The sequence below is a fragment of the Epilithonimonas zeae genome (assembly GCF_023278365.1).
Classification (GTDB): domain Bacteria; phylum Bacteroidota; class Bacteroidia; order Flavobacteriales; family Weeksellaceae; genus Epilithonimonas; species Epilithonimonas zeae_A.
Map to the genome: position 1 here is coordinate 1,051,780 of NZ_CP075338.1, position 24,845 is coordinate 1,076,624.

At 37.5% G+C, this 24,845-nt stretch carries 16 protein-coding genes; 4 read left to right on the forward strand and 12 right to left on the reverse strand.

Features of this window, described 5'->3' with window-relative positions:
- The first annotated feature begins 21 nt into the window (after positions 1 to 21).
- Both KI430_RS04615 and KI430_RS04620 read left to right on the forward strand, forming a co-directional pair.
- On the forward strand, positions 22 to 3,192 hold the full coding sequence (locus KI430_RS04615; protein ID WP_248877097.1) for an efflux RND transporter permease subunit: 3,171 nt from the start codon (positions 22 to 24) through the stop codon (positions 3,190 to 3,192).
- A gap of 190 nt (positions 3,193 to 3,382) precedes the next feature.
- On the forward strand, positions 3,383 to 4,804 hold the full coding sequence (locus KI430_RS04620) for an efflux transporter outer membrane subunit (RefSeq protein WP_248877098.1): 1,422 nt from the start codon (positions 3,383 to 3,385) through the stop codon (positions 4,802 to 4,804).
- 76 nt (positions 4,805 to 4,880) lie between these two features.
- On the opposite strand, the gene KI430_RS04625 is transcribed toward KI430_RS04620, so the two are convergent.
- From KI430_RS04625 to KI430_RS04650, 6 genes are read right to left on the reverse strand one after another with little or no spacing between them, the layout of a single operon-like run.
- Positions 4,881 to 5,243: a response regulator gene (locus KI430_RS04625; protein ID WP_248877099.1), complete on the reverse strand. Its 363-nt coding sequence runs from the start codon at positions 5,241 to 5,243 to the stop codon at positions 4,881 to 4,883.
- An 18-nt stretch (positions 5,244 to 5,261) separates the two neighbouring features.
- Complete coding sequence (locus tag KI430_RS04630; protein WP_248877100.1) at positions 5,262 to 5,837, reverse strand: chemotaxis protein CheB; 576 nt, start codon at positions 5,835 to 5,837, stop codon at positions 5,262 to 5,264.
- Positions 5,838 to 5,847: 10 nt separating this feature from the next.
- A complete protein-coding gene (locus KI430_RS04635; RefSeq protein ID WP_248877101.1) occupies positions 5,848 to 6,678 on the reverse strand; it encodes a CheR family methyltransferase in 831 nt (276 codons plus the stop codon).
- Positions 6,679 to 7,044: a response regulator gene (locus KI430_RS04640; RefSeq protein WP_248877102.1), complete on the reverse strand. Its 366-nt coding sequence runs from the start codon at positions 7,042 to 7,044 to the stop codon at positions 6,679 to 6,681. It lies immediately after the preceding gene.
- A 7-nt stretch (positions 7,045 to 7,051) separates the two neighbouring features.
- Entirely contained in the window at positions 7,052 to 10,660 is a 3,609-nt protein-coding gene (locus tag KI430_RS04645; RefSeq protein ID WP_248877103.1) for a response regulator, read from the reverse strand.
- Between the two features lie 7 nt (positions 10,661 to 10,667).
- Positions 10,668 to 12,134 (reverse strand): ATP-binding protein, encoded by a 1,467-nt coding sequence (locus tag KI430_RS04650; protein ID WP_248877104.1) that lies wholly within the window; start codon positions 12,132 to 12,134, stop codon positions 10,668 to 10,670.
- Positions 12,135 to 12,342: 208 nt separating this feature from the next.
- Between KI430_RS04650 and KI430_RS04655 the strand changes: the two genes are divergently transcribed.
- Entirely contained in the window at positions 12,343 to 14,535 is a 2,193-nt protein-coding gene (locus KI430_RS04655) for a B12-binding domain-containing radical SAM protein (protein WP_248877105.1), read from the forward strand.
- Between the two features lie 28 nt (positions 14,536 to 14,563).
- Positions 14,564 to 15,262, forward strand: coding sequence for a DUF1826 domain-containing protein (locus KI430_RS04660; protein ID WP_248877106.1), 699 nt, complete (start codon positions 14,564 to 14,566; stop codon positions 15,260 to 15,262).
- Positions 15,263 to 15,328: 66 nt separating this feature from the next.
- Here KI430_RS04660 and KI430_RS04665 read toward each other — a convergent pair whose 3' ends face one another.
- The 6 genes from KI430_RS04665 to KI430_RS04690 all read right to left on the reverse strand — a co-directional run bounded on the left by KI430_RS04665 (position 15,329) and on the right by KI430_RS04690 (position 24,703).
- Positions 15,329 to 16,750: a sugar MFS transporter gene (locus tag KI430_RS04665; protein ID WP_248877107.1), complete on the reverse strand. Its 1,422-nt coding sequence runs from the start codon at positions 16,748 to 16,750 to the stop codon at positions 15,329 to 15,331.
- Positions 16,751 to 16,946: 196 nt separating this feature from the next.
- Complete coding sequence (locus tag KI430_RS04670) at positions 16,947 to 19,403, reverse strand: glycoside hydrolase family 3 C-terminal domain-containing protein (RefSeq protein ID WP_248877108.1); 2,457 nt, start codon at positions 19,401 to 19,403, stop codon at positions 16,947 to 16,949.
- A gap of 12 nt (positions 19,404 to 19,415) precedes the next feature.
- Positions 19,416 to 20,444, reverse strand: a complete 1,029-nt coding sequence (locus KI430_RS04675) for a nucleoside hydrolase (protein WP_248877109.1) — start codon at positions 20,442 to 20,444, stop codon at positions 19,416 to 19,418.
- A gap of 160 nt (positions 20,445 to 20,604) precedes the next feature.
- Positions 20,605 to 21,483 carry an alpha/beta hydrolase gene (locus KI430_RS04680; RefSeq protein ID WP_248877110.1) on the reverse strand — a complete coding sequence of 293 codons (879 nt, stop codon included), beginning with the start codon at positions 21,481 to 21,483 and terminating at the stop codon, positions 20,605 to 20,607.
- Positions 21,484 to 21,678: 195 nt separating this feature from the next.
- Positions 21,679 to 22,845: an esterase gene (locus tag KI430_RS04685; protein ID WP_248877111.1), complete on the reverse strand. Its 1,167-nt coding sequence runs from the start codon at positions 22,843 to 22,845 to the stop codon at positions 21,679 to 21,681.
- A gap of 259 nt (positions 22,846 to 23,104) precedes the next feature.
- A complete protein-coding gene (locus tag KI430_RS04690; protein WP_248877112.1) occupies positions 23,105 to 24,703 on the reverse strand; it encodes a DUF1593 domain-containing protein in 1,599 nt (532 codons plus the stop codon).
- Positions 24,704 to 24,845 lie beyond the last annotated feature (142 nt).

The following is a 24,845-nucleotide window of genomic DNA, read 5'->3' on the forward strand; positions in this document are numbered from 1 at the left end:
AGACTTAAAACTATACTTCTTATGCTAAAACAATTTATAGAAAGACCCGTACTTTCAACGGTTATTTCGATCATCTTATTATTATTGGGATTGCTTTCGGTCTTCCAACTGCCGATCACATTGTTCCCAGACATTGCGCCACCAAGCGTTCAGGTAACGGCATCTTATCCTGGTGCAAACGCCGAAGTTGTTGCCCGTTCTGTTGCGAATCCCATTGAGGAAGCTGTAAACGGTGTGGAAAATATGACTTACATGACATCCAATTCCAGCAACGATGGATCATTGACTTTAAATATCTATTTCAAACAAGGCTCAGATCCGGATAATGCCGCAGTTAACGTTCAAAACAGGGTTTCCAAAGCGATGAGCCAGCTTCCGCAAGAGGTTGTTCAGGCTGGGATTTCTACTCAGAAAGTTCAGAACAGTTTCATTATGTTTATGGGAATCACGAGTGATGATCCTAAACAATATGACGAGCTTTTTCTTCAGAATTATATGAAGATCAATATCATCCCACAATTGCAACGTATTCCGGGAGTTGCTCAGGCTCAGGTTTTTGGTTCAAAAGATTATTCGATGAGAATCTGGCTGAAACCCGATCGTTTGGCAGATAACAATCTCTCGCCTCAGGAAGTTCTAGCCGCTGTCAAAAACAGTAATCTTGAAGCAGCGCCCGGACGTTTCGGACAGGGCAGCAAGGAAACTTATGAATATATTCTTAAATATAAAGGAAAATTAAACAAAAACGAAGACTACGAAAACATTGTTGTAAAAGCCAATAGTGACGGTTCTTTCCTAAGACTGAAAGATGTGGCAAGAGTGGAATTTGGCTCTTACAGTTACACCGCAGCGAACAGAGTGGATGGGAAACCGGTTGCAGGTTTTGCGATTCTTCAGACAGCTGGATCTAATGCCAACGAGATTTTAACGGAAGTTGAAAGACAGGTTGAAGAGTTCAAAACAACGTTGCCAAAAGGTGTGAAACCAATCATTATGTACAATTCCAAAGACTTTTTGGATGCGTCTATCCATCAGGTGGTGGAAACTTTGGTGATTGCATTTATTTTGGTTTTCATCGTGGTATATATTTTCCTTCAGGATTTCAGATCGACTTTAATTCCGGCGATTGCTGTTCCTGTTGCGATTATCGGTACATTTTTCTTCCTGAATTTATTCGGATTCAGTATCAATATGTTGACTTTGTTTGCTTTGGTTCTCGCAATTGGAATCGTCGTCGATGATGCGATTGTAGTTGTGGAGGCTGTCCATTCCAAGATGGAACATACTGGACTTCCAGTCGATCAAGCAACAAGAGAATCGATGAGCGAAATTTCAGGTGCGATTATTTCGATTACTTTGGTGATGTCTGCGGTTTTCGTTCCGGTTGGCTTTATGCAAGGTCCTGCGGGTGTTTTCTACAGACAGTTTGCTTTCACATTAGCGATTGCGATTTTGATTTCTGCTATTAATGCATTGACATTGAGCCCCGCTTTATGTGCACTTTTACTGAATGATCCACAAGGAGAACACGGCGAACACGGTCACAAAACTGGATTTGGAGCCAGATTTTTCAACGCTTTTAATACAAGTTTTAATAATCTGACCAAAAAATATATTTACAGTCTCAAATTCTTAATCAAAAACAAATGGGTAAGTGTTGGCGGACTGGTTTTGATTACGGCTATTACTGTATTTTTGGTAAATAAAGCACCTTCTGGATTTATCCCGACAGAAGATCAGGGTTTCGTTTTATATGCTGTGAACACGCCTCCGGGAAGTTCATTGGAAAGAACCAACAAAGCAACAGAACAAATCGATAAAATTGTAAATGGCGAAAAAGCGACCAACCATCTTTGGGTTGCAGATGGACTGAATTTCATCAGTAATGCCAACGCATCGCCCTACTCTGCCGGTTTCATCAAGCTGAAAGATTATGAAGATCGTGGCGATGTAAAAGATCCTGATCAGATTGCAGCGGGATTGACAGGAAAAGTAGCACAAGTAAAAGATGCGAGCGCTTTCTTCTTCAACTTCCCTACTGTTCAGGGTTTTGGTAACGTTTCCGGTTTCGAATTTATGTTGCAGGACAAAACCAACGGTTCTTTTGAACAATTGGGAACCACAACGCAGGCTTTCATCGGTGAATTGATGAAACGTCCGGAAATTGCTTTTGCATTCACAACTTATGCAGCAGGAAATCCTCAATACACGATTGAAGTTGATGCCGACAAAGCCAATCAGTTAGGCGTTTCTGTAACCGATTTGATGCAGACAATGCAGATTTATTATGGAAGTAGTTTCGTTTCAGATTTCAACAGATTTGGAAAATACTACAGGGTGATGGCTCAGGCTGATGTTCCTTACAGAACCGATGCTAACTCGTTGGAAGGAATTTATGTTAAAAATAATCAAAGTGAAATGGTTCCTGTAAAAACGTTGGTGACTTTGAAAAGATCTTTCGGACCAGAAACCGTGACTCGTAATAACCTGTTCAATGCTGTCACCATCAACGGAACTCCGAAACCTGGCTACAGTACAGGTGACGCCATCAAAGCAGTTGAAGAAACTGCGAAAATGTCTTTGCCAAGAGGTTACGGATACGAATGGACGGGAATCACGCGTGAAGAGCGACAAACTGGTGGACAAACCGCTTTCATTTTTATGTTGAGTATTTTGTTTGTTTACTTTTTATTAGCTGCACAGTACGAGAGTTACATCCTGCCTTTCGCTATTATTTTAACTATTCCTACAGGTATTTTCGGGGTTTATGCTTTCACAGGATTGGCTGGAATTGATAATAATATTTACGTTCAGGTTGGATTGATTATGCTTGTCGGATTATTGGCAAAAAATGCGATTCTGATTGTGGAATTCGCTGTTCAAAGAAGACACGCAGGTAAAACTTTGATTGAGTCTGCACTCCAAGCTTCGAGGCTGAGATTGAGACCAATTTTGATGACATCGTTTGCGTTCATCATTGGAATGTTGCCGTTGGTTTGGTCACAAGGTGCGGCTGCGAAAGGAAATCACTCCATTGGAATCAGTACAGTTGGTGGGATGTTGACAGGTGTAGTTTTTGGGATTTTCATCATTCCTGTGATGTATGTGATTTTCCAATACTTGCACGAAAAAATGCCTAGCAGAAAGAAACGCAGACTAAAAAAAGAAAAAGCGGCTTTGAATTATATTTAAAAACGTGAATCAAAATTATGGTATTGTTTTGGGCAGCTTTTCCGCCTTCCGCTCCCAATCTTTTTTGCAAGACGTTTTCTCATTAATTAGAAATTGAGAACAAGCAAAAAAGGATTTCCGCTCAAGTCGGGCTGCGAAAGATTGAATGTCCAAAACAATTCATAAATAAAATTTATAAGAAAGAAAATCTATGAACATCATATCAAAAATAAAAGAAATTTTGGTTTCGACAGCAGTTGTGGCGAGCGCCGTTTCCTGTATGCCAAAATTAGCGTTGGACAAAGTGAGTCCAGATGTGCCGGAGAAATTCCAATATACGGCAACGGCCGATACAGCGAGCGTTGCGAATCTGGAATGGCGACAGTTTTTCAACGACCCTATTTTACAAGGTTTAATAGAAAAGGGGATCAAAAATAATTATGATTTACAAATTGCCTTGAAGCAAGTTGCCTCTTCGCAGGAACGTTTGAAACAAGCGAAATATATGCAATATCCGGATGTGGGTTTCGGAGTTTCTGCCCAGATTTCCAAACCTTCCAAGAATAGTATGAACGGACAAAGTCTGAACTTATTTTTAGGACAAAGTCACGTTGAGGATTATAATGCGGCGTTCAATCTGTCGTGGGAAGCTGATATTTGGGGAAAAATCAAAAACCAACAAGAGGTTTCTAAAATGCAATATCTGCAAACTTATGAAGCGACAAAAGCGATTCAGACCCAAGTGGTGGCAGCTATTGCACAAGGTTACTACAACCTTCTCATGCTGGATAAACAACTACAAATTGCAAAATCGAATTTGGAATTGAGTACCAATACGCTTTCTATCACAGAAAAAATCTGGAAAAGTGGCGATGCTACTTCTTTGGGGATTCAACAATCTAAAGCTCAAAAAGAATATACAGAACTTTTGATTACACAACTGGAGCAAAATATTGCCATTCAGGAAAATGCGTTGAGTATTTTGGTAGGCGAAAATCCGACAAAAATCAACAGAACGATTGAAATGTCGGACACTTCCCTACCTCAAAATTTATCTGCAGGATTACCAGCAGCAATGGTAAGCCGCCGTCCGGATGTTCGTCAGCAGGAACTGGTTTTGCTGGAATCCAATGCTTTGATTGGAATTGCCCAAGCGAATATGTATCCATCCTTGAAAATCACTGCAAATGGAGGTGTAAATTCTTTCAAAATTGATAATTGGTTTCAGATTCCGGCATCGTTGTTTGGTTCTGCTTTAGGAGGATTGACTCAACCTATTTTCCAAAAAAGACAATTAAAAACTGATTTGAATGTAGCTAAAATACAAAGAGAGAAAAATGTTTTGGCATTTCGTCAATCTGTCCTGAATGCTGTCGGCGAAGTTTCTGATGCATTGGTTTCTAATGAAAGCTTGAAAGTTCAGGAACAAAAGGCAAGCGAACAAGTTTCAACATTGAAAGATGGAATAAAAAGCGCTGAACTACTTTATAAAAGCGGAATGGCAAATTACCTAGAAGTGATTGTTGCTCAAGGTAATTCTCTACAAGCTGAACTGAATCTTGCTTCTGTAAAAAGACAAAGACTGAGCAGTATTGTTGACCTTTACCGAGCGCTTGGTGGTGGTTGGAAGTAATTTCTATATTTAAATTAAATTATTAAAAAAATGCAGTCTTTTGGGACTGCATTTTTTGTTTTTGAGTAAGATATTTTTAATTCAAATATTTAGCAACTTTCTGTTCCAAATCTTCCAGATCAAAAGGTTTAGCTACAAAATCATCTGCCTGAGCACTTGTTGCCAAAGCTTCAATATCATTATTGGCTGTGACGTAAATTACCGGAATGTGTTTAAATTCTTCCTGACTTTTCAAAAGTTTTGTCGCTTCTATCCCTCCAATGTTCGGGATCCAGTTATCCATCAGAATAATATCCGGATGAAACTCCGACACTTTTTCGAGAATATTATGCGAAGTTTGCGATATATCGACTTCGTAACCACCATCTTCAAAAATAATAGAAATCAGTTCCAGAAGTGTGGTATCATCATCAAAGATTAATATTTTTTTCTTGTTCATATAAAGTTAATTTAAAATCTATATTTTATTATTTTTATTTAGTTCATTAAGTTGGATTGGAAGATTTTCAGAAGTTATCAATTGATTAAATCTTACTCGTTCCACAGCTTGTCTTGGCATATAATCTACTTGCGCTGTATCAGGATTTTGTATCCATATTTTACCTCCATTCTTTTTGATTTGCTGTAAACCTTCGACGCCATCAGAATTGGCTCCCGACAAAAGAACAGCTAACAATTTGTCACCAAATACTTCTGCAGCAGAACTGAAAGCTATATCAATTGACGGGCGGGAAAAATGCAGCTTCTCTGATCTGTCCAGTGAAACATTTGTTTTGTCATCAAACAACATATGGTAATCGGCCGGAGCAATGTAAATTTTATTGATTTCTATTTCTGTTTTATCTTCTATTTCTATGACTTCTATCTTAGAATATTGTTGTAATAATGATGGTAAAATACTTACAGATTGTGCTTTGCGATGAACAACCAATACGATAGAAAAATTCAAATCCGTATCCAGATTTCTTATGAGTTCTATTATCACTTGCAAACTGCCGGCTGATCCTCCTATAATCACTAATTCTGTTTCCATCCTTATTGTATTAATTGTGATCTGCTTTTTTCCAAATCTTCTGATCATCCAACTGCTGATATCGCTTTTGAAGATGAGAAAATCTCAACGTTTCCTTCGTACCCAACGCCAGATAACCAAGATTCTCCAAACTATCATCAAAAAGATGGAAAACTCTTTCTTGTAGTCGCTTATCAAAATAGATCAAAACATTACGACAAATAATCAATTGAAAACTATTGAAAGAACTATCTGAAACTAAATTATGCGTTGATAGTATCATCTTTTCTTTCAGATTTTTATCAAATTTTGCACTGTCATAATTGGCTGTATAATAATCTGAAAAATCTTTTTTTCCACCGGAAAGTATATAATTTTCAGAATAAATCTTCATCTGATTAATCGGAAACACACCTGAACTTGCTGTCTCTAAAACCGACGGATTAATATCTGTAGCATAAATCAAAGACTTGTTATAAAGACCTGCTTCTTTCAATAAAATCGCGACCGAATAAGCTTCTTCTCCTGTAGAACATCCTGCTACCCAAATTCTTATCAGCGGATAAGTCCCCAGCTGTGGTAAAACTTTTTCTCTCAGAGCTTTGAAGAAATGGGGATCTCTAAACATCTCGGTGACATTGACAGTGATTTCTTCTATGAAATGTTTCAAATAACCCGGATCATTAACGATTTTATACCGCAATTCAGCAAAACTCGTGAACTTATCTATCAGACAAATTCGGTTGACTCTTCGTTTAAAAGAGGCTCTGCTGTAAAGTGAAAAATCATAACCATAAACCTCATGAACATCTTTGATAAGGTGCTCTACTTCGTGATCTAAGACAATATTGGGTTCTAACATTTATGACTTTTTTTCTATGGCAATCAATAACTGATCCACATTAATCGGTTTGATAATATAATCGTCTGCTCCGGCTTCCAAACATTTCTCACGGTCTTGCGCCATTGCTTGTGCTGTTACAGCAATAATAGTTTTATCTTTTATCGCAGGCGTTTTACGAATGATTTTCATTGCCTGATACCCATCCATATCAGGCATCATCATATCCATCAAAACAATAGTGATATTACTGTCTTTTTTTAAGATATCAATTGCTTCTTGACCCGTTGCTGCAGTTTCAGTGGTATAATGTCTGGCTTTCAAAGTCAGTTTTAAAGCAAAAATATTTCGTGGATCATCATCCACTATCAGAACTTTTTTATTCATTGAAAAATTAACTTTCGTATAACCAAACACGTAATAATGATAATAACTGATCGATATCCACAGGCTTGGAAATGTAATCCGACGCACCTGCAGCCATACATTTGTCCCTATCGCCAATCATAGATTTGGCAGTAACAGCAATGATAGGAAGTTTTGAAAATTTTGGAAGTTTTCGGATTTCCCGAATTGATTCATAACCATCCATCTCCGGCATCATCATATCCATTAGAACTACATCAATATCCGGATTTTTTTCAATTTGTTCTAAGGCTTGTTTGCCATCCATAGCCAAGACCACTTCTACTTTATACTTTTCCAATGATTTTGTTAATGAGAAAATATTTCGGGCATCGTCATCGGTAATCAGGATCTTTTTGCCACTCAAAACCTCTGTCAATGATCCCAGAGTTTTGCTTCTGGATTCTTCCGCATTATTTTTCTCCTCAACCAAGTGCAAAAACAATCCAACTTCATCTAAAATCCTCTGGTAAGAATGCGCTGTTTTCACAACAATAGAATCTGCATATTGTTTGATTTTCAGTTCTTCCGCATTAGACAAACTATGTTCTGTGAAAATGATGATTGGTAAGTTCTCCAGACCTTCATAACTTTTGATTGATTCTACAATCTCGTACTCTCTGCCTTTGAAAGCGCCAATGTCCAAAATCACACAATCGACTCTATTAGAAACCAAAGCATTAACACTGTCTTCCACATTATTTTCTACCGATAACGAAATGTTATAATTACTCAAAAAGAAAGACAAAGCTGTTGCGTGTTTCGCATTTTCTTCCACAATCAGGACTTTTTGAGGTGATTTTCTGATGACTTCCTCTATTTTTTTAAAAACATTGTTCATTTGATCCAGAGCCACAGGTTTACTGATAAAATCAATGGCACCTTTCATCAGACTTTCCTTTTTAGCGCGCATTACAGACATCATATGTACCGGAATATGTCTTGTCTCATCAATTGATTTGAGATCGTCCATCACTTGCCAGCCATTTTTTACAGGCAGTTGTATATCTAATAAAATTGCGGATGGACGATATTGTATCGCAAAAGGAACGGCTTGATCGCCGCGCACAGAAACCACAGCTTTATAATTTTGTTTTCTGGCATATTTCAGTAAAGCTTTTGCAAAATTGGTATCATCTTCTACAATCAAGATCACTTTATCATCTTCTTTGATAGAATTTCTGTCGTCTTCTATATCTTCCGGAATTTCTAAAATCGGAGTTTTCAATAATTCAATAGGATCTTCTTCGCCCAAAATAGTCTGGATTTTTTCCACATCATCTTTGATGACATCTACCAAATCCTGATTATTATCAAAATGAATGACTTCAACAGGTTTCACAGTCGGAATTCTGAAACTAAATTCACTTCCCTCATTCAGCTGACTGGTTACTGATAATTCTCCACCTAATAATCTTGCAATCTCACGGCTGATTGATAATCCCAAACCTGTTCCTCCAAACTTTCTTCTGGTAGAACCATCGGCTTGTTGGAAAGCTTCGAAAATAATATTCTGTTTCTCTTCCGGAATTCCGATTCCCGTATCTTTCACTGAGAATATAATTGAATTCTGATTTTTCGGATCGTTTTTAATATTTAGATTAATGCTTCCTTTCTCTGTGAATTTGATAGCGTTGGACATTAGATTTCTCAAGACCTGATCCAAACGCAATCTGTCGGTTTCTATATTTTTTTGAACATCTTTGTCCACATTAATATTGAACTGAAGTTCCTTTTGATGAATAATTGGATTAAAGAGATTTCGCAAATCTTTTACCACTTCTTCTAACGAAACGTCCTGATGTTCCAAAGTCATTTTCCCCGATTCGATTTTGGCTAAATCTAAGATTTCATCAATCAAAGTTAGAAGACTTGTTCCGGAGCTTTGGATGACTTTTGCGGATTCGATTTGATCTTCGTTTAGATTTTCATCCGGATTTTCAGCCATTAATCTTGAAAGCAAAAGAATCGAGTTCAAAGGAGTTCGCAGCTCGTGCGACATATTCGCAAGGAATTCTGATTTATATTTGGTGCTTAAAGCCAATTCCTCAACTTTTCGCTGAATTTCTGCATTACGTTCACCAATCAAATGATTTTTTTCTTCCAGCAAAGTAGAACGTTCTTCTAATTCTAAATTAGATTGTAGTAATTCCTCCTGCTGAACCTTCAACTCTTCTTCAGAAGCTTGTAATTTTTGAGTTTGCGCTTCCAGTTCGGTGTTCAGATTTTCTAGTTCAGAATGCTGAACCTGTAGTTCTTCTGCCTGAGTCTGTGTTTCTTCCAACAGACGTTGCTCTTCTTCACGGCTTTTTGCAACATTCAGGGCTATACCGATATTTCTGCAGGCTTCTACAAAATATTCAACTTTATCTTCATCAAAATTAGAAGTTGAACTCAGTTCCAAAACACCATAATTATAGCTTCCGGAAATAATAGGAATCAACAAAATATTATTAACATTGATCTTACTACCAGCAAAACTAATAGCAATATTATCATCGTTAAAATCATTAAAGACTTTCAATTCTTTATTTTGAAAAACCTGTCCAACCATACCTTCACCAGGTTCGAAGGTTTTTTTCATATGATCTTCCAAACCATAGGCTGAGCTGAGTTTCAATCTTCCTTCTTCATTCAAATAAATTGCACCATTGATACAGCCTCCGTAATCGATTAAATTCTTCAGAGAATCTTTGGTGACTTCCTTCACAGTTTTGTTTCCAGACAAAGAATCATTCAGTAACACCAAACCTTTTTGTCGCCATTCGCTCTTATTAATTTTGTCGAATGAAGTTTTGAGAGAATCCGTCATATGATTGAGAGATTCTACCAAATCACCCAAATCATCTTGCGAATTATCCACTGCTTTTTGACTGTAATCTCCATTGGAAACTCTATTTGCAATTTGTTTTATTGCATTCACACGTCTTGAAATTTCCAAATCTTTTGCAGTAAGTTCTTTTTCCAATTTATCTCTTCGGATCAGATCTGACTTCAGTTTTGCATAGAAAGAAGCGGTAACAATAACTGCTGCAATGGCCGATAAAATGATGAACAAAACTGTCATATTGGACGATCTTGTCAAATCAATATTCTTAATCTCCAACTGTTGCTCTTCATATTTCACAAACTCGGCAACCAGATTTCGACATCTGTCCATATAAACTTTACTGGTCAGGATTTGCTCCTGAGTCATCACCAATCCATTATGTTTGTTTTCTACAAATTGCTTAAGATTGCTGATATTAATATTACCATTTTCCTCCAGTTTATTGAGACGGTCCAGTTGAACTTTATCATCAATATCCAAAGCTTTTGCTTTTTCTATAGCTTTAGAAAACTCAACCAAACTCTTGTTATAAGGTTCCAAGAAAGTTTCTCTGCCGGTTAGCTGATAACCTCTGTTTCCTGTTTCCGCATCCAAAAGTGCTACCAAAACATCTTTCACAGCTGTGATAGAACGTCGGCTTGCAGAGAGCTTTTCTCTATTGTCCATTTGTTTTTGTATACTCCAGTAAGAGGCTACGGAACTGGCAATTAATATCAAAAGTGACAGCCCGACTCCTATCTGAAGATTTCTGATAATTTTCTTTGGCATAAAGAATTTAGTTTAATGGTAAAGTGAAATAAAATGTAGAACCTTCTCCCAGCTCGCTGGAAACACCGATTGTCCCGTGGTGCTGATTAATAATTTCTGAACAGATATAAAGTCCGATTCCCAGACCTTGAAACTGCAGAGACGATTCTTCAACACGATAAAACTTCTGGAAAACATATTCCTGTTTGAAATCCGGAATCCCAATCCCAAAGTCTGTTACGCTGATTCGAACTTCTTTTTCGTCGGTAAAAGTGGTGACAATAATCTGATGATTTTCAGGAGAATATTTGATAGCATTGGTTAAGAAATTAATCAAAACCTGCTCTATTCTTATCTTATCAAGCGGAATCATAAAATCCGGTTTCACGCCGTGACGTTCGATTTTAACATCGCTTCCACTCGTATGCAGAATCGTTTCAAGAGCATTTTCCAGAACCTGATTCAGATTTTCCGGTTTTTTATTAATCTTTAATTTTCCGTTCTCTATTTTGGAAACATCAAGCAAATCTGTAATCAAACTGTTCAGTTTATCGATTTGGTCTAATGTTTTTTGGACGTACATCAATTCAGAATTTTCATCGTTCTGCTTTAGTTTACGACTTAGTAATTGAGTGTAAGCTTTTATACTTGTCAAAGGCGTTTTCAGCTCGTGGCTGGCAATACTTAGGAACTCGTCTTTTTCTTTCTCGATTCTTTTTTGATCATCGATATCCGTGAAAGTCCCTACCCAATTTTTGATATTTTCACCTTCAAAAACAGGCGACATTCTCAGCAAATGATAGCGGTAAACTTGATTTTTGATATTCTTGATTCTGATTTCCAGCTCCAGCGCTTTGCCCCTTTTTCTACATTCTTCAAACTGCTCTCGGATATTGTGATCGTCCGGATGAGTTTCCGGAAAATCTTTTTCATTTTCAGAATATTGATACCATTTGCAATTAACAAAATCGACTTCGCCATTTTCATTAAGCGTAAAAGCGATTTGAGGTAAAGCCTGCAACATCAAATGAAAATGATCAATCTGAGATTTCATGGTTGCCTGCGCTTCCTTTCGTCCTCTGTTTTCCAGCTCCAGATTGTGCTGTGTTTTCTTCATCGCAAGATTGTTCTCCTGCAGATTGTAAAACGTTTTTGCTTTTAATAAAAGAATATCCGGATCAACGGGTTTGGTAACATAATCTTTACCTCCGGATTTATAGCCTTGGGTAATGAATTTTTTCTCGATGCTGACTGCTGAAAGAAAAATGATCGGAACATCTTTGGTTTTGCTGTAACCTGATAAATTTTCAGCAACTTCGAAACCATCCATATCCGGCATCTGAACATCCAGAATTACCAAAGAATAGTCATTTTTAAGCGCTTTCCCCAAAGCCTCTTCACCTGAAAGTGCTGTATCTACTTCAAAATCATTGGACTCTAATAATTTTTTTAAAGAAAATATATTATTGGGATTATCATCAACAATTAAGACCATAAAATTTTAAAATGAACTGATTATTATATTTCATTTATGTAGTTACCAAAAATACTTACAATATTCCAATAAAGCATTATTTTTATAAAATCAACATAAATAAACTCGAAAAATTAGCCTAGCAAAAACACAGCCAACTTTGCTTATTTCTGACAATTTTTAGTGATTCATCTATTTTCACATGCTTATCTTTGCAAAAACTTTTCTTTTGAAAGACATTCTTCTCATCACTCCGCCTTTTACCCAACTGAATACGCCCTATCCCGCGACGGCTTATATTAAAGGTTTTCTGAATACCAAAAATATATCCAGTCACCAGATAGATCTTGGGATTGAGGTGATTTTGGAGTTATTTTCCAAGAATGGACTTCAGAAAGTTTTCAATGTTTCGATTGATCTTTATAATGTTTCTGAAAATTCTCAAAGGATATTTGCCCTGCGAGAAGAATACATCAAAACCATAGATCAGGTGATTCTTTTTTTACAGAATCAAAATCCAACTTTGGCGAGACAGATTTGTTCGATGAATTTCCTTCCGGAAGCTTCCCGCTTCAATCAGTTGGATGATATGGAATTTGCTTTCGGGAATATGGGTTTGCAGGATAAAGCAAAACATTTGGCAACCTTATATTTAGAAGATCTTTCCGATTATATTGTGGAGAATATTGATTCCGATTTTGGATTCAGCAGGTATGCCGAAAGACTAGGAAAGAGTGCTAATTCTTTTGATGAATTATATTCTAAAATCAATAATGCTAATAGTTTTATTGATGAAATTACCTTAGACATTTTAAAGAAAAAATTAGAATTGGTTCAGCCAAAATTGGTTTGCTTTTCTGTCCCTTTTCCCGGAAATTTGTATTCTGCTTTCCGATGTGCCAAGTTGATTAAAGAAAATTATCCTGGCATCAAAACCGCAATGGGTGGTGGTTTTCCAAATACTGAATTAAGAGATATTAAAGATAAACGCGTTTTTGAATTCATAGACTTTATCACATTAGACGACGGCGAATTACCACTTGAATTGGTTTATCAGAATATTTGCAATACTGAGAATCTAGAAGCTGAATATAAAAGAACATTCCTTCTCGAAAATGGAGAAGTTACTTATAAAAACAATTCCAAAAAACACGATTACAAACAAGCCGAAGTTGGAACGCCGGATTATTCGGACTTACAATTAGACCATTATATTTCTGTGATAGAAGTTGCCAATCCGATGCACAGCTTGTGGAGCGACGGGCGATGGAATAAGCTAACGATGGCACACGGTTGCTATTGGGGCAAGTGTACTTTTTGTGATATTTCTTTGGATTATATCCGTATTTACGAACCTATTTCTGCCAAAATTTTGGTGGACAGAATGGAAGAACTCATCCAAACGACAGGTGAAACAGGATTCCATTTTGTGGATGAAGCAGCGCCTCCAGCTTTGATGCGAGAAGTTGCTCTGGAAATATTGAGAAGAAATCTCGTTGTGACTTGGTGGACGAACATTCGATTTGAAAAAAGCTTTACGCAAGATTTGTGTTTCCTTTTGAAAATATCAGGTTGTGTCGCAGTTTCTGGCGGTTTGGAAGTAGCGAGTGACCGATTGCTAAAACTAATAGACAAAGGCGTTTCCGTAGATCAGGTAGCTAGAGTGACAAGAAACTTCACCGAAGCTGGGATTATGGTCCACGCTTATCTGATGTATGGCTACCCGACTCAAACCATTCAGGAAACGGTGGATTCTCTCGAGATGGTTCGACAATTGTTTGAGATGGGCATTTTACAAAGTGGTTTTTGGCATCAGTTTGCGATGACCGCACATTCCCCAGTGGGACAAAATCCAGAAGAGTTTGGCGTTACACCTATCAAGCAAGAGATTTTGTTTGCCAACAACGACATCGATTTTGTTGATAAAACAGGCATTGATAATAGCAAGTTCAGTTTTGGGCTGAAAAAATCTTTGTTCAACTATATGCACGGGATTAACTTCGAAATGCCTTTGCAGGATTGGTTTGATTTCAAAATCCCGAGAACTACAATTGATCCTGATTATATCCACGACAGTCTTTTGGAGGAAGAAAATTTCGCCTTCAAACCCAATTCCAAAATTATTTTTCTGGACAGAAATGTGATTGCTGAAGATTTTGTCAAAACCAAAAAAGGCAATTCCTACAACCTAACAAGAATCACTTTTCACCTTAAAACCAACATTCTAAAAATAGAATTGGAAAAAGAAAAAGCCGATTGGCTGATCTCTGTTTTGCAGGACAATTCTATTGAAAACACTAAGAAAATCACGCTTCAACAGCTCAAAAATCAATATGAAGAACATTTGGAAGACTTTGAGTTATTCTGGTTCTCAAAACCGATACAGCAGTTGAAGGAGAATGGGATTATTCTGAGTTTGTAATTATACGTTCATTTACATAATATTTAATATGTCTAAGACATTTTCTAACCATCATCAAATCAAGACCGTTTCAACTTTCAAGGAACTTGTAGAAACAGAGTTTCAAGGTAACAACAATGCTATCTGCTGGCAAAGAAATCTGGTTGGAGATTTTGGAGAAATTGTCTCCAAACTTGAACTGAAAGACAACATTACAGAAGTTTCTATAGAAGATTTGGAAAATTTGACACTCTCAGACAATGCTCAGCTCGCAAGAGAAATTATCATCAATGATATGCAATTATTAACTGATTTTGGCGCTTCGCCGTCACTTAATTTACTTAAAAATTACGAGCGTGATGATGAGTTCAATTTCATCTCAACAGATGTCTATTCTTATCATGTAGACCGCTCACCTATTGCTACCAGTACATTTCTTTGCACTTATTTTGGTACAGCAAGTGACATTTTGCCCAATAATCAGGCCATCCAAAAAATTCTGGTTCCTGAAATCCGTGAAAAACTAAAAGAGCTACACGATGGCAAAGAAGAAGATTTTGAAGCTTTTTTGAAAGAGTATTATTTTGATTTGCATTATCAGCCGAAAGCCAATGCGCATCCCATCAATATCGGTTTGGGAAATCTCTGGCGTTTGTCTGTAGATCATCCGGAACAGACAGTGCCACCGTGTGTCCATCGTGCACCTGTAGAAAATGAGGACGAATATCGGTTGCTTTTGATTTGCTAAAACAGTCTGTATTAGCATAAAACAAAACCTGCTCAAAAGCAGGTTTCTATTTATAAAGTAAAAATCTTAATGTCCAGATTTAGCATCCGCATCTTGTTTTACGTGACTAAGATACTTAGTACAATAACCACCAAAAATCAAAATCACAAGATAACAAAACACAGGAATCACAAAGGAATGCTGAACGCCAAACTGGTCTGCCAGATAACCTTGGAAAATCGGAACAATCGCACCTCCTAAAATTGCCATTACAACTAATGATGAACCTTGGCTTGTATATTTTCCTAAACCGGAAATCGCCAATGTATAAATATTAGAGAACATAATCGAGTTGAAAATCCCGATTCCTAAAATACTGTACATTGCTAATGGTCCTTGATTCAACATTGCGGAAATTAATAACACAACATTAATTGCTGCGAAGATGGATAAAGTTCTTGCCGGAGCTGATTTCCCGATGAAAAATGCTACGAAATTCAAAGCAATAAATACCAAGAAGAAACTGATCTGTGCAAACGTCAAATCAACAATACTGAAGATTACTAAGAAAACAGCTGCAGCCGCAACTAACATATACACAGCTTTCTTACTTTGACTAATGGAATGATTCAATGAAATGGCTCCTAAGAAACGTCCGATCATAGCACCACCCCAATATAAAGAAAGATAGTTTTTACTTACAGATTCGGTAAGATTCATAATCTGCGGTTGCTCCAAGAAGCTAATGATAAAGCTACCTACAGCCACTTCCCCACCTACATAACAAAACATTGCCAGAACGCCAAACTTCAAATGATTGTGTTGCAAAGCACCGAAACCTTTTACCACTTCCTCACCTACTACTTTGAAATCCGGTAATTTAACTCTTGAGATAATCAAAGCCACTAACAAAAGAATCCCAGCAAAAATCAAATAAGGAATCTTAGTTGCTGCTGCAGAGAAAGAACCGTCTGCCTCGGAGAACAATTCGAAAATCAAATGTCCTCCTAAAACCGGAGCAATCGTAGTTCCGAAAGCGTTAAAAGCCTGAGTCATATTCAGTCGGCTGGATGCAGAATCTTCTGGCCCTAACAATGATACATAGGCATTTGCCGTGATTTGTAATACAGTGAATCCCAATCCTAAAATGAATAAAGCACCTAAGAATAATGGGTAAGATGACAAACTTGCTGCCGGATAAAACAATACACAACCTAATGCTGCTAAGAAAATCCCGAAAAGAATTCCTTTCTTGTACCCCACTTTATCAATCGGGTCGCCTTGTGTAGTAGAAATGATGAAATAGATCAATGAGCCTATAAAATAAGCACCAAAAAAACAGAATTGTACCAACATCGATTGGAAGAATGTCAGGCTGAAAAGCTGTTTCAGGTAAGGAATCAAAATGTCATTCATACAAGTGATGAATCCCCACATAAAAAATAAAAGTGTAATAGTAACCAAAGGAACAGTATAGTTCCTTTTTGTTCCAACTTCATTATTTGCCATATATTTTTAATTTAAAAAGAGGCTAAAGATAGCCTCTTTTGTTGATATTATATTATTTTGAGACATTAAATTTGTCATTAAAAGTCAAGTTTAATATTGATTATTTTATTTGACTAAAATCTCTCGCAGATTTTACAGACGGCGTAGATTAAAAAAAAGAATCTGCAAAATTTGCTCAGTCTGCGAGAATATAATTTTAAGGTTTCAAATCTTCAAACTTTTGGTCCGCAGGCAAAATATGCTGAACTTTCTCCACCACCAATTCTTTTGGAACAGAGAATTCTGCAGTCTGCTTAATGTCCAAAGAAGATGCTCCCACAGAAATTTTGTAAGTTCCGGCTTCTGCAACCCACGCAGATTTTGCGGTTTCATAGGATGCCAAATCTTTTGGGTTCAATGTCAAAGTAATGGTTTGAGATTCTCCCGGTTTCAGATCTTTCGTTTTAGCATAGGCTTTCAGCTCAGATTTTGGTTTGTCGATATTTTTTCCCGGAGCTGAAACGTACAATTCTACCACTTCTTTTCCGGCAACCTTACCTGTATTTTTTACATCAACCGTAACTTCTAATTTATTATTAAAAGTTGTTGAATTGGTTTTAATATTCGAATAAGCAAAATACGTATAAGATTTTCCATAACCGAATTCATAAGAAGGTTTCACCCCAAACGTATTGAAATAACGGTAACCGACATACACACCTTCCTGATATGTCACCTCTTTCGGATTATCTGCAGGAATTCCCGGGAAATTCTTCGCTGAAGCGTGGTCTGCGTAATTCACTGGGAAAGTCATCGTCAGTTTTCCGGAAGGATTTACTTTTCCTGAAACCACATCTGCAACGGAATGTCCACCTTCCTGTCCCGGCTGCCAAGCCAAAAGAATGGCATCCACTTTATCTTTCCAGGAAGCGGTTTCGATAACACCGCCGATATTTAAAATCACAACCACTTTTTTCCCTTTTGCGTGGAAAGCTTTCGAGATTTTATCCAGCATTTCGATTTCTTCCGTCGCCAGATTGAAATCATTATCAACAACTCTGTCGCCGCCTTCGCCTGAGTTTCTTCCCAACGTCACGAAAGCGATTTCCGAAGTTTCTGCTTTTTTAGCATAGAAGGCATCGTCTAATTTCATTTCGGAAAGTCTTTCCGGCAAAGCCAAAATTCCTTTTGCTTTTCTTCTTTCCTTTTCGGCAGCTACTTCTTTTTCAGCGTGTGGTGTATATAAATCAACCAATTCTTTGTCTAATTTGTAACCTGCCGCATTCAAACCTTCCAAAAGAGAAACCGTGTGTTTGTTGTTCACACTTCCGCTTCCTGTTCCGCCTGTAATCCACGCGTAAGAAGTCACGCCAAATAAGGAAACTTCTTTCTGCTTGTTGTCAAAAGGCAAAGCATTTTGTTCATTTTTAAGCAAAACCATTCCTTCTGTCGCAGCGTTTCTGGTTACTTCTGCGTGTTCTGCAAGATTAGGTTTGTCGCTGTATTGGTATCGGGCAAAAGTTGGTGTTTTGAAAACATATTCCAGGATTCTTTTCACATTGAGGTTGGCTACTTCCTGAGATACTTTCCCTGAATTTAAAGCTTCCAACAATACTTTTTTCTGAGCTGGAATTCCCGGCATCAAAAGGTCATTTCCTGCATTCATCTGTTTTACAACATCGGAAATTCCGCCGCTTCTGATGGATTCAAATCCTGGGAAACCTCCGAACCAATCGGTCATTACGATACCTTTGAAACCCCATTCGTTTCTCAAAACCTGAGTCAGTAAATCTTTTGAATCCGAGGTGTAGACGCCGTTCACTTTGTTGTAAGATGACATTACCGTCCAGGGTTGAGATTCTTTAACGGTGATTTCGAAATTTCTCAAATACAATTCTCTCATCGCTCTTTCAGAAACGTGGGCGTTGATAGTCAAACGGTTGGTTTCTTCATTATTTGCTGCGAAATGTTTGATAGAAGTTCCCACCCCCTGAGACTGAATTCCGTTCACAATAGCAGCAGCCGTTTTTGCTGAAATCAAAGGGTCTTCAGAATAATATTCGAAGTTTCTTCCGTTCAAGGGATTTCTCTGGATATTCAAAGCCGGCGCTAAAAGGACATCAACACCATATTCTTTCACTTCATTTCCCATTGCTTTTCCCACCTGCTCCAAAAGTGTTTTATTCCAGGTTGAAGCCAACGCTGTTCCCACAGGAAATGCTGTTGCATAATACGTTTTTGAATCATTTTTTCTGGTTGGTGCAATTCTCAAACCGGCAGGTCCGTCCGCAACTACCGTCGCAGGAATTCCGAATCGGTCGAAATTAGCTGTTCCACCCGCTGCTCCGGGAACCAATCCTTGCTTTGAATCTCCGACAGGCCCCGTCAGAACTTCGATTCCGGGCATTCCTGTTCCGATTAAAAGGTTTACTTTTTCCTCGTTGGTCATTTGCTTGATGATGGCATCAATTCTTTTGTCCACCGAAAGTCTTGTATCTTCCCAGACGTCGAGTTTACCATTTTTATTAAGGTCTTTGAATGTCTTTCCACCAACGGTAACAGTCGGATTATTTTGAGCCTTTGTAAAGGGCGAAGCTGCTAACAAAGCCAGGAACAATCCTGCAAACTTTGCTTTTTTTGAAAGCATAAGCAAGGTAGTTTCGTTCTTGTTCATAATACTATATTTTTAATTTTTTTTGTTGAATAATTTTAGTTTTGTGTAGAAATCCTCGAACATCAGTCTTGTGTCGAGTTGCGTATAAACTCTGATGCTTTTTCCTTTTGGATTGTATTGATACAAACCATTATCATCGATTTTCGGAGCGTTTTTCAGAACATAAGAACTTGATGAAGAATCTGCCTCAAACGAAGACTGTAAAGCCGTCACCAACACCAAAGGTGAATCTCCCATAATGTAAGTTTCACCGATATGGAAATTCAGTTTCTGAACTCTTTCCATTAACTCTTCGATTTTCCTGGTTAAATAAGCTCCCGTTTTTCCTTCAGGTTTTACTTTGGTAATAAGTTCGGTGTAAGACATCAAAGTCTGTCTATAAGCATTTCTCGGGATTTGCCAGATGTTTAAATTGGACTCGTTGAAAACAACTTGAGCAGCTTTAATATCGATTCCGAGATTATATTCTAAAGGGGTAAATCCGGGAGGAGGCGTTGCTAAATCGGAATATTCAGGACCGCCAATCCAAACGACAACGATTTTGTCAGCGATTTTTGGTTCCATCAGATAAGCACTTGCAACTTCCGTTAAACCAGCGCCACAAACTACGAACAAAGGATTTTTCTCATCGGCTTTCATTGCTTCTGCAACGATTGCTTTTGCACCTTCGGAAATGTTTGGAGTTTTTAAATCTTTCAATTGGTCATTTGAACCTTGAAAAACATTGAATTTGTTTTTCAGATTCATCACTTCCAAAGTTTCATTGACTTTCTTTACAGCGTTTTCTGCAGTAATTTTTGAAGAATCAAAAGGGTCGCCCGGTTTTAAATGTGAACCAATAATTCCCTTGATTTCCGCAGAAGGCGAAAGAATCTGATGAACGAGCTGGAAAAGTCCATCGGGATCGCCACCGAAATCATTGTCGACGATGACTCGATAGCGGGGTTTTACATATTTATCCATTTCCGAAATCACGGCAGTAGACTGTGCGGACACAGCCATTGCCGCAAAAAAAGAAACTATATTAAAAATTGATTTCATTGCTTTGGTTTAGAATTAACCACAAAAGAAATGTTGATTTCATTAAAATTTTCTCGCAGATTATTCAGATAGAGCAGATTTTTAATTGTATTTATCTACAAAATTTGCTTAATCTGCGTGAAATTTTAACTAATCCAATCTTTATGATTTAATTAAATATTTATAAAAACTTATGAAATTTCAACCAGTCCAAATAAACATCAGACCATTTGTCAACAGGTAAATTCTGCTTTCCCATTCCAAAACCGTGGCCGCCTTTTTCGTAGATGTGAAGTTCGGTTGGCTGTCCTGCTTCCAACCATTTGTTGTATAGTAAAACTGATTTCGGAGCTAATTTCAACTGATCATCACTTGCTGCACAAATGAATAATGGAAGTGGAGATTTCGGAATTTCTGTATCTAAAATTTCCTGACTTGGTCCGCCGTAAATTGAAGCTGCGAAATTTGGCAAAGTTGAAGCATCTTTGCTGTGAAGAACGCTTTCCAAAATTACACTTGCTCCAGCCGAGAACCCGATTACACCAAGTTTTTCAGGATTAATATTCAATTCTTTTGCGTGAGTTCTTATATAAGAAATTGCTGTTTTGATATCTTCACCTGCCATTACTTTAATTGGAGCCGTTCTTTTATCAAAAGCTGGTCTGTCTTTGATGTTTTCCATCATTTCTTTGGCTGGGTCGTTGGATTTGGTTTCCAATAGTCTGTATTTTAAAACCACAGCGGTAATTCCGTTTTCTGCGAGTTTTTTAGCCATATCAATTCCTTCTCGGTTGATGGATAAACTTTGGAAACCTCCACCCGGAGCGATAACGACAACTGTTCCGTTGGCTTTTGATTTATCGGCTTCAAAAACCAAAATTGAAGGTTGGGTAACGTTAAAAACAACTTCTGTTTTAAACAATTCGTTGAATTGCTGTGCTTCTTTTTGTGTCCAGTTTTCTGTTCCCGGCGCTTTACCTTTATATAATGGAATTGATTTTTGAGCGTTGATGCTTGTTAAACCTGCAAGAAATAGACTTGCTATGATTAATTTTTTCATTTTGATTTGATTTAATTTTAAACCACAAAAGGCACAAAAGATTTAAGTTTAATATTGAGAATTTCGAGAAGCTCACAAAATTGAAAATCTTAGATTTTCAGAAGCTTTTATGGACTTTAATCTGGTTAGATTTCAGCTTTGAAAATTTAAACATTAAACTTTTATGACTTTTGTGTTTAAGTATTTTTAGTTATGCTATTTAAACAATTGCGGAACAAATTCGTTGAGATACGTTCTCCAATTACTCCAAGTGTGACCACCTTCGGATTCTACATATTGATATTTAAAGTTCATTTTGTCGAGCTTCTGACGGTATTCTGCGACGTTTTTATAAAGAAAATCGGTCTTTCCGATGGCAATCCAATACAGTTTGTATGAATTGGTCTGCTGTGTTTTCAGTTTTTGGTCTAAATTCTGATAAACCGGGCTTTTCTTTTCGTCTGGCGGAAGAATCGCAGGCGAAAAAAGACCGACGTAATCAAACGTTTTTGGCTGATTGGCAGAGATGTACAGCGAATGAAAACCTCCCATCGAAAGTCCGGCAATGGCGCGGTTTTTGGCATCGGCTTTTACACGGTAATTGGATTCTGTGAAATTCATAATTTCCTTGAAATACGTTTCCATATCACCACTGAAAATATCTGGCGTCCTCATATCGATTTTATAAAACCCTTTGGAAGATTCGCCCGGCGCTGCGGAATTGCTGGTGTGACCATTTGGCATTACGACAATCATCGGTTTTGCTTTTCCCTGAGCAATCAGATTATCTAAAATCTGCGATGCTCTTCCCAAAGTCATCCACGCTTCTTCGTCGCCACCCATCCCGTGAAGCAAATACAAAACCGGGAATTTTTCTTTAGAGTTTTCGTAACCCGGAGGTGTGTAAACGGTTAATCTTCTGTCTTCTTTCAGTCCGTTTGATTTGTACCATCTTTTGGAAACTGTTCCGTGCGGGACATTTTGAACTTTGTAATTTTCGGATTGCTTTCCATCAATCAAAATCATACTCATCACCGAGGAAACATCACGCACCTGGTAAGAATTGTTCGGGTCGTTGGCTTTTACGCCGTCAACAACGAATGAGTAGGTATAAATATCGGGATTGAAATCATTTTTTGTGAACGACCAAACACCGTCCTTATCTTTCTGTAAATCGACGGAACCGGGCTCCATTCCTTTGGACGGAAACCAGTTTCCCTGCAGTTTTACGCTGTTCGCATTGGGAGCAAGCAAACGAAAGGTCACATTCTGACCATTGATTTCGGGAGAAATTAAGTTTTTCTTTCCGCTGAAATCAAGACTTTCCTGAGCAAACATTAATGAACCAAGCATTAATGAATAGATTGTGTATTTGATTTTCATATTTTAATTGTGTGTATTTAAATTTTAAACATTAAGAAATTAAGTTTTAAAGAGTTTTTACTTAATGTATCTTAATGAAAATCAATTTATTGATTTCTTTATTTTTAATAATTGTGGTCTTTCTTAAATCCTTAATGTTGAAATATTTTAAGAATAAACTTTGTTTATTTTCATTAAGAGAAATAAGTTTCGTTAAAACCGGACATTTTTAGTCCGGTTTTAAGACATTCATTAGTATCAATTATGAATCATTTTTAAATTATCTTACCGTGATGATGACACGTTGATATCTCGTCAATGCCGGAGTTCCGTTGTCTGTGGCTTCTAAAATCAGGTGAATGGTTTGTCCGCTTTTTGCTGTTTTTGGAACAATGATCTCGGGATTTAAGCTGTCTGATTTTGAAATTTCAACATCACCATTATAGGTTCCTGCTTGCTTGAACTGCCACCATTTTATCGTCACTTTATTTCCGTCCGGATCGGTTACAGAACCGTACAAGGGAACTTTTTCACCTGCCGAAGAACGGATATTTGTCGGGCCTAAAATTTTTACAACCGGTTCGTGATTAGCCTTGGAAAAAGTAGGTGTCGTAGACCAAGTTAATCTTGCTGCAAAATCATTCATCGCTTGTGGTAAAAAGTTTGGGAAAGCCAATTCTTTCTCCGATTTCTCTTTGGAAGCCATCGAATTGGACATTGCTTCTGCGCTGTTATTTCCGTCCGCTGCATTATCGAAAAACATATTGGAACTGGCTTTTGAAGCAGGTTCAATTCCACCCCAACCGCCATAAGAACCGGATTCGTAAGCACGCAATCCATTTCCGAGCATATTCATAAAGGTAAAATTGTCGCCTTCACTTAAAAAAGAACCTTTCGGCTGTAACGGCATCCAGACTTTATAGCCCTGTTTTTTCAGCTCTTCAGCGGTTACACCTGAGAATCCGAAGAAATCGACAATATCATTTTTTACCATTTGTTTTCCGTCGCCCCAAACTCGGTAAAGTTCGCCAAAAGCGCCTTTGTGGGAAATATTTTTCTTCATCCAATCGGCTGAGAAATATTTTGCATTTTCAGGACTTGCCTTCAAAGGAGCTGTGTAACCGTAGTTTGGTCCGTCTACAAATTCCCTGTAATCCAGTTTTGGCCAATTGGGTTTGATGTAAGAAGCGTAGGTATCATCTTGGTCTCCCGAAGGTAAAATGACTAATTTTCTTGCTACTTTAGTCTGAATTTTCTCCCAATCTGTTGTATTTTCAAACTCTTCCTGAATCGATTTTAAAGCTCTTGCAATCGTGCTCAATCCGCCCCAAGCGGTGACGTATAATTTTCCGGGTTTGTTATCGAGAATGGCAGCTTTAATTAAATTTGAACCTTCAGAATCTTTAGAAATATCGCCATCAAACTCAATATTTCCGTATTTGATTTTTGATTTTAAAACTTCCGGAGAAGGATAATTCGGGTTATGAACTTTTAAATTGGAATAAGATTTAGCATACGCATCCACCGCATCGTGAATGAATTTTTCATCTTCGCCCCATCTCCAGGATTCACAAGGACAAATTCCAGTTCCAAATCTTGAGTATTCTCTACTCGGAACGAACCATTTCGTCCCTTTTCCGTCGCCTTTCCAATGGAATGCGCTGCTGGCATACACCAATCCATCAATATCCAAATCTGAACTGTACAGTAAAAAACGAATCATCGAATTGCTGTCGTCTAATTCCGGATCTGCTGTAATAATAATTCTCGGTCTTTCCTGATTGGAAAGGGTTTGAGCCTGTCCGAAAACGGAACTCATCATCAAGAAACCAACGGCAAGATTCTGAACTTTTTTATAGGTTTTGAAATTAATTTTCATTGTTTTTCTTTTAGTTTGATAACTGTTTTCTTAAACCATAAAAGTTTTTTAACACATTAGTCACATTAGATTTAAGTTTTAAAGCTTTGAAAATATTAGAACACATTAGTTTTGAAAATCTTTGATTTTCGATTTTGTGAAC

Bases quoted from the DNA above. Each gene is read 5' to 3' on its own strand.
- KI430_RS04620 (WP_248877098.1), top strand. From the start codon at position 3,383: ATGAACATCATATCAAAAATAAAAGAAATTTTGGTTTCGACAGCAGTT.
- KI430_RS04630 (WP_248877100.1), bottom strand. From the start codon at position 5,837: ATGGAAACAGAATTAGTGATTATAGGAGGATCAGCCGGCAGTTTGCAA.
- KI430_RS04685 (WP_248877111.1), bottom strand. From the start codon at position 22,845: ATGAAAATCAAATACACAATCTATTCATTAATGCTTGGTTCATTAATG.
- KI430_RS04645 (WP_248877103.1), bottom strand. From the start codon at position 10,660: ATGCCAAAGAAAATTATCAGAAATCTTCAGATAGGAGTCGGGCTGTCA.
- KI430_RS04665 (WP_248877107.1), bottom strand. From the start codon at position 16,750: ATGGCAAATAATGAAGTTGGAACAAAAAGGAACTATACTGTTCCTTTG.
- KI430_RS04675 (WP_248877109.1), bottom strand. From the start codon at position 20,444: ATGAAATCAATTTTTAATATAGTTTCTTTTTTTGCGGCAATGGCTGTG.
- KI430_RS04640 (WP_248877102.1), bottom strand. From the start codon at position 7,044: ATGAATAAAAAAGTTCTGATAGTGGATGATGATCCACGAAATATTTTT.
- KI430_RS04635 (WP_248877101.1), bottom strand. From the start codon at position 6,678: ATGTTAGAACCCAATATTGTCTTAGATCACGAAGTAGAGCACCTTATC.
- KI430_RS04625 (WP_248877099.1), bottom strand. From the start codon at position 5,243: ATGAACAAGAAAAAAATATTAATCTTTGATGATGATACCACACTTCTG.
- KI430_RS04670 (WP_248877108.1), bottom strand. From the start codon at position 19,403: ATGAACAAGAACGAAACTACCTTGCTTATGCTTTCAAAAAAAGCAAAG.
- KI430_RS04650 (WP_248877104.1), bottom strand. From the start codon at position 12,134: ATGGTCTTAATTGTTGATGATAATCCCAATAATATATTTTCTTTAAAA.
- KI430_RS04660 (WP_248877106.1), top strand. From the start codon at position 14,564: ATGTCTAAGACATTTTCTAACCATCATCAAATCAAGACCGTTTCAACT.
- KI430_RS04615 (WP_248877097.1), top strand. From the start codon at position 22: ATGCTAAAACAATTTATAGAAAGACCCGTACTTTCAACGGTTATTTCG.
- KI430_RS04690 (WP_248877112.1), bottom strand. From the start codon at position 24,703: ATGAAAATTAATTTCAAAACCTATAAAAAAGTTCAGAATCTTGCCGTT.
- KI430_RS04680 (WP_248877110.1), bottom strand. From the start codon at position 21,483: ATGAAAAAATTAATCATAGCAAGTCTATTTCTTGCAGGTTTAACAAGC.